This is a genomic window from Anaerofustis stercorihominis (genome assembly GCF_005844425.1).
Classification (GTDB): domain Bacteria; phylum Bacillota; class Clostridia; order Eubacteriales; family Anaerofustaceae; genus Anaerofustis; species Anaerofustis butyriciformans.
Window position 1 is genome coordinate 1 of record NZ_SPHL01000041.1, and the last position, 14,442, is coordinate 14,442.

Consider the following 14,442-nt stretch of genomic DNA (forward strand, 5'->3'; position numbering starts at 1 on the left):
TGATAAGCAAAATACTGCCTGCACAAATTACAACAACAAATACAATTATCATTATAAATACATACAAAAGATTATATTTTTTATATAAAGAAGAAGCATCATCATTGTATTTCCAAATAGAAAAATCCTTAATATAACTATATTCACCTAAATAACTTTCATCATACCTTTCTTGATTATATGCGTTATTCTTTTTTTCATCATTAATATTAGTATTTTTTAATGTTTTTTCTTTTTTAATATATTTCTTTTTTACAAGAAATATACCAAGTATAAAAAGACCAATAAAAAGTAAAAAACAGAAAAAAAGAAATAACATCATTTTATAAGGCATTAAATAATTAAAATAATAATAATCAAGAACACCATTTAAAACAAGAAGTCCTAAAGTAATTAAACCAAGAACAGAAATGACAATAAGGAATATTCCTAAAACTTTTCTTAAAATATTCATAATAAAAACCCCTCATACAATATATATTTATTATATCATATAAGAGGTTTTCTATTTTATAAATTATTATATGTTTTATCATCTACTTCTTCAAGCCATTCGTTTGAAGTACTTTCTCCCGGAACTTCTATGGAAATATGAGAAAACCAAGAATCTTTTTTTGCTCCATGCCAGTGTTTAACATTTGCAGGAATTGTAATAACAACTCCCGGTTTTAATTCGACAGCTTCTTTGCCTTCTTCTTGATACCAGCCATATCCTGCAGTACAAACAAGAATTTGTCCGCCTCCTTTATCTGCATGATGAATATGCCAGTTATTTCTACATCCCGGCTCAAAAGTTACATTTGCCAAAAATAGTCCACAACTTGGATCAGTTAAAGGATTTAAAAAACTTTCTCCCTTAAAATATTTTGCAAAGTTTACATTTGGTTCACCTTTTCCAAATACATTTATTTCATCAAAATTCATTTTATACCTCCAAAAGTCTTTTTATATATTTATACTAAACCCTGGAGTCTACTCAAAGTCAATATAAAAAAAGAAAAAACAATCTTAATGACTGTTTTTTTCTTTATTTGAAATTATATATTTAATATTATTTATAAAATCTTTATAATTATTAGATTTAATTAAAATATTTACATTATCCATATCATTCATAAAGCATTCAATAAATTTGAAAAACTCTCTTATTTGATTCTTTTCTTCCCTTTTTATTGAAAGCATAAAAATCAGCTGAGCTTTTCCTGCTCCCCAAGATATAGGTTCATCCATTATTGCAATTCCAATAACATTCTGTTTCCCGTAAAAATGAATTGGATGAGGTATTGCTATCATATTATTAATAAGAGTTGAAGATAATTCCTCCCTTTCTAGAACTTCTTTAAAATAATCGTTTGTAACAAAATCATTTAAGAGCATTGAGTTTGCCATTAAAGCAAGAACATCTTCCTTTTTTGTTAAATTAAGTTTAGGGAAAAATACTTTTTCACTGAAATTATCCAAAAATTTATTTGGAATACGATTATATATACTGTTCTTCTTTATTTCACTTATTGTCTGAAGAATTTTTATTTGTTCTTCATAAGGAAATTCTATTGAAATCTTTAAAATAGGGACTTGTGTATCTCTTATTTCATTTTTATCCAAATCACAAGTAGTTAATATTAAAATAGGATCTTCTTTTAAAATATCATTTAACTTAAATGTAGGATAAGGCCCTATTATATTATAATCATTTGAACAAAGATTTTTAACCTGACAAGAAAGTAAATCAGAATAGCTTTTTACATAATGAGAAATGATCGCTATATTTTTTTTGTTTGGCGAATTATCAAGTCTAAGTCTTTCAATTGCAGCCGCAAGATGTGCTGCAACATAACTCACTTCACTTTCAGATAATTCAACATTTAAGGTATTCTTAAATATTTTATATATATTTAAAGAAAGCTCAAATATAAAAGGATATTGTTTTTTTATTGTTTCCAAAATTGGATTTTCAGATAATTGATGGTATTTTATTCTATTTATTAATGATCTAATATGGAATATTAACCCCATATATAATTCTTCATCATTTTTCAAGTTTAAATTATAATCATCTTGGATACTTTCTATCAATAAATCAACTATTCTTGTTATTTCTTTTGGTAATTTATTTATCTGTTCAGTATCATTTTCTTCTAAAATATGACAAATATTAAAGAAAGAAAGTTTTACTGCAAGCTGCTTTATCTCCTCTTCTTGTATTTCGTTAGAAAGTTTATCATAATCTATTATTTCATAAAACATTATTTTAGCAATATTTTCAATGTTGTTTTCAACATTAAATTTAGAATCAACCATTCCAACAAAAGTATTATTATTTTGTATCCTTATCTTTGCTGTATATAAATATAAAGTTATATCTGCGATGTTTTGATCATTTAATATTAGTTTATTTTTAAGCAAAATATCCTTTATCTTATTATTTATATCTATATATTCTTCATTACTAAAAATTTCCCCTGAAAATTCAAGTTCATTTTTTTTGCTGTTATAGTTCATCATTAAAATTTCATTTATTAAAAATCTTATTGAAATTTCAAGTCCTGCAATTTGTATATGATTTTTTTCTCTTATAAGCATTACAGGAGGATGAACATTTGAAAGCAAAGCCTTGATTCTTTTTATATCATTTTCAAGAGTACTCCTGCTTATATAAAATAAATCTTCCAAATCATCAAGTAAAATTGATTTTGAATTTAACAACAAATAAAGGAAAATATCATAAAGTCTTTTTTCATTGTTATTTTGAAATGAATCTTTTTTTGAAAGCATACTTATCAATAATTCATTGTCATTACATTCAAGCTTATACCCTTTCCCTCTTTCTGAAATAATATTTGCAGAATAAGGTTCAATATCATAATTTATTATACTTATATCGTTTCTTATTGTTCTATCACTGACACCGAGTTTTTCTGATAATGCTTTTCCCGTAATCCAGTCTTTCTTTTCATTTAAAATTCTCAGTATCGTTAGCTGCCTCGATTCATTGTATTTAACGTTCATTGATACTCTCCTTAATAATTTTAATTAATTTTACATTATATAATATTCATTAACAATTAATTTTTTTCTGCTTCCAAAGGAAAATTTATATTTCTTTTTGTTATCAAATATAAAAATTATTTATTATAATTTATTTTTTTTAAAATAAATACTAATATACTTATTTTATAATATTTTTTTATTTTTCTTTCCGTTAAATTAGGAAAGCTTGTATTTGTAACTTACTTTCTTAAAAAATATAATCCTATTAAATATTATACTTAGGAGGATAAACTATGAATTACGAAAAAATAAGAAAAGAAGTATTGGAGGCATCTTTAAAATCAAATAAACTTGGACTTATTCATGGAACAAGCGGAAATATTTCCGTTAGAGATAAAGAAAACAATGTTTTTGCAATTACACCAAGTGGAAGAGAATACGAAACAATGAAACCTGAAGACATTGCAATATGTGATTTAGACGGAAACTGGATAGAAGGAGAATACAAACCTTCTATAGAAGCAATGATGCACGCAGGAGTATATAAGAATAGAGACGATGTTAATGCAGTTGTGCATACACATTCTAAATTTGCAACTATTATGTCAATGAGAGACGGTAGTCTTCCAAGAGCAACTCTTCCTGCTTGTATGTATTATCCTATTAACATTGCAGCACCATTTTATATGGCAGGCACACAAGAATTAGCTGACTGCGTTGTAGAAACATTGGGAGACAGAAGCGATGTAGTAATAATCAAAAATCACGGTTTACTTGCAACAGGTAAAGATATTGATGCAGCCATGACATGTGCAATATATACGGAAGAAGGAGCAGAAGCTGCTTATTACTGTGTTCTTGCCGGATTTGATGATTATATTCCTGAAGAAGAAGCAATTAACTTAAATAAATCTTGTAAAGGAGAATAAAAAAATGCTAAGAGATTTTAACTTCTTACTTCCTACAGATGTTCGTTTTGGATGTGGAGTAAGAAAAGGTATTTTAGAATGCGTAAATGCTTTAGGTATAAAAAAACCTTGTATCGTAACAGATAGTTTTCTAATATCTTCAAAATATGGTCAAGAGCTAAAAGAAAAATTACCAAATGCAGCAGTATTTAGTGATGTCATAGCTAACCCAAATATAGAAACAATATCAAAATGTACAAAGTTTTGTAAAGATAATGACTGTGACGGTCTCATTGCTTTAGGAGGCGGAAGTTCAATAGATACAGCAAAAGTAACAAGCGTTGTAATTAAAGATAATAATCCAATAGATTTATATCTTGATGGAAAAGGAGAAGATAAACTTGAAATTAAAGAAACTCTTCCAATAATAGCAATTCCTACAACTTTTGGAACCGGTTCGGAAGTTTCTCAATTTGCGGTTATTACAGATGAAAATACAAAAAGAAAAGACTCAATAACATCATCAAAAATTTACCCGGTATATTCATTAATCGACCCTGAAGTATCTTATGAATTACCAAGAAATTTAACAATATCAACAGGACTTGATGTTTTATCTCATGCGATAGAATCCTTAACAGGTAAGCTATATAACTCTCTTACAGAATTAATGGCAAGAGAAGCAATAAGAATTATTTTTGAATATCTTCCAAAATGTTTGGATAACGATAAAAAGCAAGAAATGAAGTAGCATTTGCCTCAATGCTTGCAGGTATTGCAATGAGCCATTGCTGCGGAACACTTCCTCATGGTATGGGATGTCCTTTATCAGGACATTGTAATGTTCCTCATGGACTTGCATGTGGAGTAATTCAAATACCTACAATTGAAATCGTCGGAAAAACATGCCATGAACAACTTGAAATATTAATGAAATATATAGATTCAAACTTTAAAGCAGAAGATGAAAGCTGTGCTTCAAAAGCATTAATCAAAAAAATAAAGACTTTATTTGATGAACTTGGAATAGACGGAACATTAAAAGACTTTAACTTAACAGATGAAAAAATAAAAGCTATGGTTCCCGATGCAAAAATACATGGATGCACAGGACTTACTATGGAAGAAATTGACGAAAACACAATTGAAAAAATTTATCAATCATTAAAATAAAAAACTCCTAATGGAGTTTTTTATTTTATTTCAAAGCCAGCTTTTCTAATAGCTTTGTAAATTTCTTCTTTATCAATTTCCCTATCATAAGAAATTTTTACAAATCCTTCTTCATAATCAGCATGAGAAACCAAGCCATCTATTTTATTTAATTCTATTTGAATACTTTTTTCACAATTCTTGCAGTGCATACCTGAAATTTTTATTGTCTCTGTTCCAATAACAGGATTTTCAAGTTTCTTTTGAGGATTTATAACAGTCTTTGAAGAACCTGTACAACAGGAACTTTCTCCCTTAAAATGTTTTATTGTTCCTTTTACTGCAAAAATCAATAAACAAACAACAAGAATTAATATTATTATATCAATCAAAATATCACCTCTTATTATTATTTACGAACTGCCTATCTTTTTTATCTTGTTTTTTCTTTTTTATAAACATATATAATTGATATAAACTCATACCTACTATATAAATGACTATAACCAAAAGAAAAAACCAAAACATTGAAGCTGTAGAATTACCCATTTAAAACCTCTTTATTTATAAATATTTTCAAAAGAAGAATTAGAACAAGAACTACATCCGCTGCAGCCACTGCAGCTACATACACAACCACCATTTTTTTTCTTTTTAAAGTGGTTATATAAAACAAAAGCACTATATCCAATAATTAAAGCTATTATTATAATATCAATCATTTTTATTTCCTCCTTAATAAAAAGTCAGGCATATATTTATACCTGACTTAAATAAAATATATTATGCTCCTTGTACAGATCTTTTTGCATATACTTTTTGATTTTTGTATGGGTCAGGTCTTAGTAATTGGAATAATATTAAAGCTGCAAGTACAAAAGCTATTAAAGTAAGAACCGTAAAAGGACCACCCAGTATAAATGAACCTATTTGATATACACATAAGCAAACAACATATGCAAATACGTTTTGGAATAAAATAGCAAACCAGAACCATTTTCTTGATTGCATTTGTTGTGCCATTGTTGCTATTGCCGCCAAACATGGAGAGTCAAGCATATTAAACAATAAGAAAGAGAATGCGGCAAGCGTTGATGGGAACCAAGTCTGTACGGCTTGTGCTACGGTAATTGGATCTTCACTTGCACTTTCCGCAACACTTGCAAGCACACCCATTGTAGAAACAATCGCTTCTTTAGCCGTAAAACCTGAAAGTGACGCTGCAACCGGTTGCCATTCACCAAATCCCAATGGAGCAAACAAAGGAGCTATTGCACCTCCGATAACGGCAAGAAGACTGTCCTTACTTTCAACCATCGTAAAACTTCCGTCAACAAATCCAAATCCGCCTAGGAACCACATAACAACACAAGCAAGGAACAAAATTGTTCCGGCTTTTATTATAAATCCTTTTAATCTTTCCCAAACATGAAGTAACACTGTTTTTACTTGCGGAATATGATATTGAGGCAGTTCCATAACAAACGGAGCCGGTTTTCCTGAGAAAGGTTTTGTCTTTTTAAGCATAATTGCAGAAACAAGAACCGCAACTATTCCAAGAAAGTACATCAAAGGAGCAACAAATCCGCCTGCTTCATAACTTCCTGTTGCATAACTTGCCATAACACCGCCCATTAATGCAATAACAGGTAATTTTGCACCGCATGGAATAAATGTAGCAGTCATAATAGTAAGTCTTCTGTCATTATCCTGTTCAATGGTTTTTGAAGCCATAATACCAGGAATACCACATCCTGATGATATTAAAAGTGGAATAAAGCTTTTTCCCGATAAACCAAAATGTCTGAACACTCTGTCCATAACAAAGGCTATACGAACCATGTATCCGCAGTCTTCGAGAATTGATAAAAACAGGAATAATATTGCCATTTGAGGTACGAAACCAAGAACAGCACCTACCCCGCCGATTATCCCATTAACAACAAGACTGTTAATCAAATCAGATGCACCTATATTTGTTAAGAATGTTTCTGCCCATCCTTGAATTGCACCCACAAAAGTATCGTTTGTCCAGTCGGTAACAAAAGTACCTATGGTAGTAACGGATATATAATAAACAACAAACATTACCGCAATAAAAATTGGAATACCTAAAATACGATTAGTAACAATTTTATCTATTTTATCCGACACCGTTAATTTTTCCTTACCCTTTTTAACGGTTGTCTTAACGATTTTTTGAATATATTTATATCTTTCATCCGTTACGATGCTTTCCATATCGTCATCGTGTTTTTCTTCTATGCTTTTTCTTTTTTCTTCCAAAACTTTTTTCCCTTCGGAAGAAATATGTATGTTTTCCATAACTTTACTGTCATTTTCAAGAAGTTTTACACTGTACCATCTTTTCTTATCTTCACTTATAGAATTTGGAATTATGCCTTCAATTTCTTTAATTGCACTTTCCAGTTCTTTTGAGAATATTTCATTTGGTCGTTTAACTTCATTTTTCTGTGCAACTTTTATTGCTTCGTTAACAAGTTTATCAAGTCCTGTTCCTTTAAGAGCAGATGTTTCGATTACAGGGCAGCCCATAAGCATAGATAACCTTTCTGTGTCTATAGACATTCCTCTTTTTTCTATTAAATCTGCCATATTTAAAGCAATTACAACAGGTACACCGGTTTCGATTAACTGTGTCGTCAAATACAAGTTTCTTTCTATATTTGTTGCATCCACAAGATCGATTATTACATCGGGATTTTCCTTTAAAATATAATCACGGCTCACAACTTCCTCTAACGTATAAGGTGAAAGAGAATAGATACCTGGAAGGTCGGTAATTATTATATCTTCCTTCTTTTTTGATTTTAATTTACCTTCTTTTTTTTCCACCGTAACCCCAGGCCAGTTACCAACATATTGATTGGCACCGGTTAAAGAGTTGAACATTGTCGTTTTACCGCAGTTGGGGTTTCCGGCAAGTGCAATTTTGATTGCCATTATTTTACCTCCTAGAAATTGATTGTTTTAGATTGTTTTAAACTACTTTACCTGTACACATTTGGCGTCTTCTTTTCTTACGGAAAGCTCATAACCCCTTACCGTAATTTCAACGGGATCTCCGAGAGGAGCCACTTTTCTGATATAAAGTTCGCTTCCTTTAGTTATTCCCATATCCATGATACGCCTTTTATAAGCACTGTCTCCTTCGATTTTTACAACAGTAACACTACTTCCTACTTTTGCATCTCCTAAAGTCATTTTTATCTCCCTTCATAAGTTTTATATTTAAAACACTAAACCATTATATGTTTGGCCATATCTTTGTTAATTGCAACTCTAGAATCTTTAATATTTACTATTACATTTCCTCCAATCATGGATATAACAGTAATTTCACTTCCGTTAACAAAACCTAAGTTTTCTAAAAATCTCTTGGTTTCTTCATTACCGCTTACCCTTTTAATTGTTTCAACACTTCCTATATTTACCAAATTTAAAGGCATCATTTACCATCCTCTCTTATTATGAATAAAGTTATTGTAAGTTTTCATTTATATTTTCAATATTGTTAGCTATCGCTTACATCTTACTAAAGTTAGTATATGCTAACTTGAAAAATAAGTCAAGTAAAATTTGGAATTTTTTATTTATAAAACTGCTAAAATAAAGGGAATAAATAACTAATCTTAAAAAACCAATAAAGAAAAACAAATAATATAATGGAAATAATTGTAAAATTTTCATTAATAATAAAAAAGACAGGTATTTCTACCTGTCTAAAATTTTTAATTAAATACTTTCATGGAAAGTTCTCTTGATAACTTCAAGTTGTTGTTCTTTTGATAGTCTGTTGAAGTTAACGGCATATCCTGAAACTCTGATTGTAAGAGTTGGATATTTTTCAGGATGATCCATTGCATCAATAAGAACTTCTCTGTTCATAACATTAACGTTTAAGTGATGTGCTCCTTGATAGAAGTAACCATCTAAAATATTTACAAGATTTTCAATTCTTTGATCTTTTGATTTTCCAAGTGCATCAGGTACAATTGAGAATGTATTTGAGATACCGTCTTGGCATACATTTCTGTATGGAATTTTTGCAACAGAGTTAAGTGAAGCAAGAGCCCCGTTAATATCTCTTCCGTGCATTGGGTTTGCACCAGGAGCTAAAGGTTCACCAACTTTTCTTCCATCAGGTGTACTACCTGTTTTCTTACCATACATAACGTTACTTGTAATAGTAAGAGCAGAAAGAGTATGAATTGCATCTCTGTAGATATGATGTTTTTTAAGTTGTTTGAAGAAGTATGTTACAGCATCTACTGCAAGTAAATCTACTCTGTCATCATCATTTCCGTATTTAGGGAAATCTCCTTCAATTTCGAAATCAACTGCAACTCCGTTTTCGTTTCTGATTGGTTTTACTTTTGCAAATTTAATTGCAGAAAGTGAGTCGGCAGCAACAGAAAGTCCGGCAATACCAAATGCAGTAATTCTTTCAACATCTGTATCATGAAGAGCCATTTGAACTGCTTCATAAGCATATTTATCATGCATATAGTGAATGATGTTTAATGTATCTACATATAGTTCAGCAACATATGAAAGAACTTTTTTGTAGTTTTCCATTACTTTGTCAAAATCAAGAACTTCATCTTTGATAGGTTCAATTCCTGGAACTACTTTAATTCCTTTTAATTCATCAACCCCACCGTTGATTGCATATAAAAGTGATTTTGCAACATTTGCTCTTGCTCCGAAGAATTGCATTTGTTTACCTATTGCCATTGCTGATACACAACATGCAATACCGTAATCATCACCATAAATTGGTCTCATTACATCGTCATTTTCATATTGAATAGAGTCTGTGTCAATACTCATTTTTGCACAGTATTTTTTAAAGTTTTCAGGTAAATGTTCACTCCAAAGTACTGTTAAGTTTGGTTCAGGAGCAGTTCCTAAGTTTGTTAGAGTATGTAAGTAACGGAATGAGTTTTTTGTAACCAATGTTTTTCCGTTAATACCCATACCACCTATTGATTCTGTTACCCATGTAGGGTCTCCGCCGAATAATTCATTATATTCAGGAGTTCTAAGGTGTCTTACAAGTCTTAATTTAATTATGAATTGGTCAATTAATTCTTGAGCTTCTTTTTCTGTTATTACATTGTTTTTTAAATCTCTTTCAATGTAAATATCAAGGAATGTAGAAGTTCTTCCAAGAGAAGTAGCTGCACCGTTATTTTCTTTAATACCGGCAAGGTAACCGAAGTATAAAGCTTGTACGGCTTCTTTTGCATTTGTTGCAGGTTTTGAAATATCTATGCCGTAAGACATAGCCATATTTTTAAGTCTGCCTAAGTTTCTGATTTGTTCGCTTACTTCTTCTCTAAGTCTTATTCTATCTTCACTCATTGGACCATCTAAGTTTTCAAGGTCCATTTGTTTTTCTTCAATAAGCTTGTCCACACCGTAAAGAGCAACTCTTCTGTAGTCCCCTATTATTCTTCCTCTTCCGTATGCATCAGGAAGTCCAGTTAAAAGCCCTGCTGTTCTTGCAAGTCTTGTTCTTTTTGGATAAGCATCAAAAACGCCGTCATTGTGTGTTTTTCTGTATTCTTTAAAATGTTTTTCAATATCTTCGTTTAGTTTATATCCATATTGTTCAAGGGCAGAAGTTGCCATTCTCATTCCACCATAAAGATTTACAATTCTTTTTAATGGAGCATCTGTTTGAAGTCCAACAATAACTTCATTGTCTTTATCTATATAGCCAGGTTTAAAATTTTCAATACCGGATACGGTATCTACTTCAACATCAATTATACCTTTTTTAATTTCCTCAACGATTAAGTCATGAGCTTTTGCCCAAACTTTATCTGTTTTTTCAGTTGTTCCTTCTAAGAAAGAGTCATCTCCTTCATAAGCAGTGTAGTTTCTTTGAATAAAATCTCTTACGTTTATTTCTTTTTCCCAAACACCGCTTTTAAAATCATACCATGGATTAGTCATATAATTCCTCCCTTGACTTAAATTTATTTATTAAAAAATATCTTTTGATATTTTTCAACCACATCTTTTTCCATAGGTTCTGTATCCTCTAGGGGATAATCAATACCCATGACCTTATACTTTTCCCTTCCAAGCTGATGGAAAGGAAGAAGTTCAACTTTTTCAACATTTTTTATTGTATCAATATACCCTTTTAAAGCTTTCATATGTTCTTCACTATCTGTAAGCCCAGGCACAACAACGTGCCTTATCCATATTGGTATATTGTTTTCTTGTACTTTTTTAATAAACTTTAAAGTTTCATCTTGTTTTCTTCTTGTTATTTCATTATATTTTTCATAATCTTCATGTTTTATATCATAAAGAATTAAATCTGTATATTTAAGTATTTCGTCATAATCACCCTTACCATACCCTGCGGTATCAATGCAAGTATGAATATCATTTTCTTTACATTTTTTTAAAAGTTCAAGCAAAAATTCCGGCTGCATTAAAGGTTCCCCTCCGGAAAAAGTAACTCCCCCGTTATTTTTAAAATAAGGTTTAAAACGCTTTATTTTATTTATAACTTCATCTACCGTCATTTCTTCACCTGCACATAAATCCCAAGTATCCGGATTATGACAATATTGGCATCTTAAATTGCAACCTTGTAAAAAAACTACGGTTCTTATACCCGGTCCGTCCACAAGTCCCATAGACTCAATAGAGTGTATTTTTCCCATTTTGCCTCCTTAGAAATTAAGCATTTTTTATTTTTCTTTTATTAATTATTTAACCTTTTATTATCTCCTCTTTATAAGTATTGTTAATCAAACAAATATCTTGTTTAGATTATTATACTATAAAATGTTAGTTATTGCTAACATTTTTTTCTCGAATTGATAAATTTTTAAATTTATTATATAATATAAAAGGTCTACAAATATTGTAACATATGCATAAATAAAAAGATAGAGGAATATCATGGTTAGTTATTTATCAAAGAAATTTATTAAAGATTATAAAAATGTAAAAAATGAAAATGTAAGAAGAGCTTATGGAATGTTATGTAGTATAGTAGGAATATTACTAAACATTTTTTTGTTTGCAATAAAATATTTTGCGGGCATAATAAGCGGCTCAATAGCAATAACGGCAGATGCTTTTAACAACCTTTCTGATGCAGGTTCTTCGGTAATCACTCTTATAGGTTTTAAATTTGCGGGAATGAAACCAGACTTTGAACACCCATTTGGACACGGAAGAGTAGAGTATATTTCCGGATTTGCTGTTTCTGTAATGATTATACTGATGGGAGCCGAGCTTTTAAAATCATCAATTAATAAAATTTTTCATCCTGAAAGTATAGATACAACTGTTGTTTCATTTATAATTTTAATAGTTTCAATACTTGTAAAATTATATATGTCTTTATACAACAGTAAAATCGGAGATAAAATAGAATCAGCTGGAATGAAAGCCACAGCAACAGACAGTAAAAGCGACTGTATAGCAACATCGGTTGTTTTAATATCAATGTTAATAGCAAAATTTACGGGAGTAAACATAGACGCATATGCAGGTTTGCTTGTTGCAGGATTTATTCTTTATGCGGGATATGATGCGGCAAAAGAAACATTAAGCCCTCTTCTTGGTCAAATTCCGGAAAAATCTCTTGTTGATTCAATAGAAAAAATTGTTATGAGCTACGATGAAATTGTAGGAATACATGACCTTGTTGTTCATGACTATGGTCCTGGAAGACTTATGCTTTCTCTTCACGCAGAAGTACCGGGAAATGGGGATATCTTTGTTCTTCATGATGCAATAGACAGAGCAGAAATAGAGCTCAACGAAAAATTAAACTGTGAAGCTGTAATCCATTTAGACCCTATCGATACAGACAATGAAGAAGTAATGGAAATGAAAAGCAAAATTACTGATCTTATCAAAAAAGAAATAGATGAAATAATTACAATACACGATTTTAGAATGGTAAAAGGAAATACTCATACTAATGTTATTTTTGACGCGGTTATACCGCCAAAGTATAAAATGACAGATAAAGAAGTTGAAACAAAAATAAAAGATTTAGTAAAAAATAATTTTGAAAATTACTTTGCCGTTGTCAAAGTAGAAATTACATATGTTTAAAAATATCCCTCTATAATTTTTATAGAGGGTTTTATTTAATAAAAGGAGGTTTATATGAATACTAATTATTTAAAACTTTCTGATGAATTACAAAAACAAATAATAAACGACCGAAAAGAAAACAAAATCAATCCCTATGCTTTTAAGGATGAAAATATATTAAGAAGGGATATGAATAAAGATAAAGCAACTATTTGGAGACCTGCATTTGTAAGAGACATAGAAAAGACAATGCATATACCTTACTATAACCGTTATTCAGACAAAACCCAGGTATTTTCTTTATATAAAAATGACGATATATCAAGAAGAGCTTTTCATGTTCAGCTTGTTTCAAGGATTGCAAGAAATATAGGAAAAGTACTAAACCTAAATATAGACCTTATAGAAGCAATAGCACTTGCCCACGATATAGGACATACACCTTTCGGACATGGCGGAGAAAGAATATTAAGTGAAATATATCACGAAAATACCGGAAGATATTTTAACCATAACGTGCATAGTGTAAGAGTACTTGATAAACTATCAAACCAAAACATATCTTTACAGGTTCTTGACGGTGTTCTTTGCCATAACGGAGAACTTGAACAGAAAAAATACAAACCCTGCACACTTAATGGATTTAAAGAATTCGATGAAAAAACAAATAAATGCTACATTGATGAAAAATATATATCATCTCTTCTACCATCAACTTTGGAAGGCTGCGTTGTAAGAGTAAGCGATATTATTGCTTATCTTGGAAAAGACAGGCAAGATGCTCAAAGACTTCATATTTTAGAAAATGAAAGAATTTTTAAGAAAAACAAAATGGGAAATACAAATTCTGAAATTATAAATAATTTATCCGTAAACATAATACAAAATAGTTACGGTAAAAACTATCTTCAAATGGATAAAGAAGTTTATGAAGCACTAAAATGGGGTAAAAAGGAAAACTACGAATTAATATATGAAGACAGTAAAGTAACAAAAGATTACGAAAAAAACATAAAACCAATGTTATTTGGTATTTATAATAAATTTTTAAAAGACCTTAAAAATAAAAATACAAATTCACTTATATATAGACATCATATTAAATACGTAGAAAATTTTAGTAAGTTTAAATATAACGACACAGACCCGAACGATATTGTCGTAGATTTTATAGCAAGCATGACGGATGACTATTTTATAGATTTACATGAATATTTATTCCCAAAAAGCAAATATAAAGTAAAATATATAGGTTATTTTGAATAAAAGCAAGAGGATAAAAACTCTT

16 protein-coding genes are annotated in these 14,442 nt (G+C 30.0%); 5 read left to right on the forward strand and 11 right to left on the reverse strand.

The window, feature by feature from the left end; all coding sequences use genetic code 11:
- The 3 genes from FGQ49_RS08880 to FGQ49_RS08890 all read right to left on the reverse strand — a co-directional run.
- Positions 1-454 (reverse strand): hypothetical protein (locus FGQ49_RS08880; RefSeq protein ID WP_138269514.1); only part of this gene is annotated, 454 nt, incomplete at its 3' end.
- Between the two features lie 56 nt (positions 455-510).
- Entirely contained in the window at positions 511-924 is a 414-nt protein-coding gene (locus tag FGQ49_RS08885) for a cupin domain-containing protein (RefSeq protein WP_138269515.1), read from the reverse strand.
- An 84-nt stretch (positions 925-1,008) separates the two neighbouring features.
- The gene (locus FGQ49_RS08890) at positions 1,009-3,009 is read right to left on the reverse strand and encodes a BglG family transcription antiterminator (protein ID WP_138269516.1); all 2,001 of its coding nucleotides are present in this window, start codon (positions 3,007-3,009) and stop codon (positions 1,009-1,011) included.
- Positions 3,010-3,284: 275 nt separating this feature from the next.
- On the opposite strand from FGQ49_RS08890, the gene FGQ49_RS08895 reads away from it, so the two are divergent.
- The 3 genes from FGQ49_RS08895 to FGQ49_RS10820 are packed head-to-tail and all read left to right on the forward strand — an operon-like array spanning position 3,285 to position 5,072.
- Positions 3,285-3,920, forward strand: coding sequence for a class II aldolase/adducin family protein (locus FGQ49_RS08895; RefSeq protein WP_138269517.1), 636 nt, complete (start codon positions 3,285-3,287; stop codon positions 3,918-3,920).
- Between the two features lie 4 nt (positions 3,921-3,924).
- Positions 3,925-4,650 carry an iron-containing alcohol dehydrogenase gene (locus tag FGQ49_RS10815; protein ID WP_138269518.1) on the forward strand — a complete coding sequence of 242 codons (726 nt, stop codon included), beginning with the start codon at positions 3,925-3,927 and terminating at the stop codon, positions 4,648-4,650.
- 11 nt (positions 4,651-4,661) lie between these two features.
- Positions 4,662-5,072, forward strand: a complete 411-nt coding sequence (locus FGQ49_RS10820) for an iron-containing alcohol dehydrogenase (RefSeq protein WP_138269519.1) — start codon at positions 4,662-4,664, stop codon at positions 5,070-5,072.
- A 20-nt stretch (positions 5,073-5,092) separates the two neighbouring features.
- On the opposite strand, the gene FGQ49_RS08910 is transcribed toward FGQ49_RS10820, so the two are convergent.
- From FGQ49_RS08910 to pflA, 8 genes are all read right to left on the reverse strand, one after another.
- Positions 5,093-5,443 carry a heavy-metal-associated domain-containing protein gene (locus tag FGQ49_RS08910; protein ID WP_138269520.1) on the reverse strand — a complete coding sequence of 117 codons (351 nt, stop codon included), beginning with the start codon at positions 5,441-5,443 and terminating at the stop codon, positions 5,093-5,095.
- Positions 5,444-5,447: 4 nt separating this feature from the next.
- The gene (locus tag FGQ49_RS10420; RefSeq protein WP_171020662.1) at positions 5,448-5,600 is read right to left on the reverse strand and encodes a hypothetical protein; all 153 of its coding nucleotides are present in this window, start codon (positions 5,598-5,600) and stop codon (positions 5,448-5,450) included.
- 11 nt (positions 5,601-5,611) lie between these two features.
- Entirely contained in the window at positions 5,612-5,773 is a 162-nt protein-coding gene (locus FGQ49_RS08915) for a FeoB-associated Cys-rich membrane protein (RefSeq protein ID WP_207734448.1), read from the reverse strand.
- A gap of 61 nt (positions 5,774-5,834) precedes the next feature.
- Positions 5,835-8,015: a ferrous iron transport protein B gene (gene feoB, locus FGQ49_RS08920; protein WP_138269522.1), complete on the reverse strand. Its 2,181-nt coding sequence runs from the start codon at positions 8,013-8,015 to the stop codon at positions 5,835-5,837.
- A gap of 42 nt (positions 8,016-8,057) precedes the next feature.
- Positions 8,058-8,276 carry a FeoA family protein gene (locus tag FGQ49_RS08925; protein WP_138269523.1) on the reverse strand — a complete coding sequence of 73 codons (219 nt, stop codon included), beginning with the start codon at positions 8,274-8,276 and terminating at the stop codon, positions 8,058-8,060.
- A gap of 35 nt (positions 8,277-8,311) precedes the next feature.
- Positions 8,312-8,524 (reverse strand): FeoA family protein, encoded by a 213-nt coding sequence (locus tag FGQ49_RS08930; protein ID WP_347559333.1) that lies wholly within the window; start codon positions 8,522-8,524, stop codon positions 8,312-8,314.
- Positions 8,525-8,807: 283 nt separating this feature from the next.
- The gene (pflB, locus tag FGQ49_RS08935; protein ID WP_138269524.1) at positions 8,808-11,036 is read right to left on the reverse strand and encodes a formate C-acetyltransferase; all 2,229 of its coding nucleotides are present in this window, start codon (positions 11,034-11,036) and stop codon (positions 8,808-8,810) included.
- Between the two features lie 23 nt (positions 11,037-11,059).
- The gene (pflA, locus tag FGQ49_RS08940) at positions 11,060-11,761 is read right to left on the reverse strand and encodes a pyruvate formate-lyase-activating protein (protein WP_138269525.1); all 702 of its coding nucleotides are present in this window, start codon (positions 11,759-11,761) and stop codon (positions 11,060-11,062) included.
- Between the two features lie 241 nt (positions 11,762-12,002).
- Between pflA and FGQ49_RS08945 the strand changes: the two genes are divergently transcribed.
- Together FGQ49_RS08945 and FGQ49_RS08950 are read left to right on the forward strand one after the other, a co-directional pair.
- A complete protein-coding gene (locus FGQ49_RS08945) occupies positions 12,003-13,172 on the forward strand; it encodes a cation diffusion facilitator family transporter (protein ID WP_138269526.1) in 1,170 nt (389 codons plus the stop codon).
- A gap of 54 nt (positions 13,173-13,226) precedes the next feature.
- Positions 13,227-14,420 (forward strand): deoxyguanosinetriphosphate triphosphohydrolase family protein, encoded by a 1,194-nt coding sequence (locus FGQ49_RS08950; protein WP_138269527.1) that lies wholly within the window; start codon positions 13,227-13,229, stop codon positions 14,418-14,420.
- The last annotated feature ends 22 nt before the right edge of the window (positions 14,421-14,442 follow it).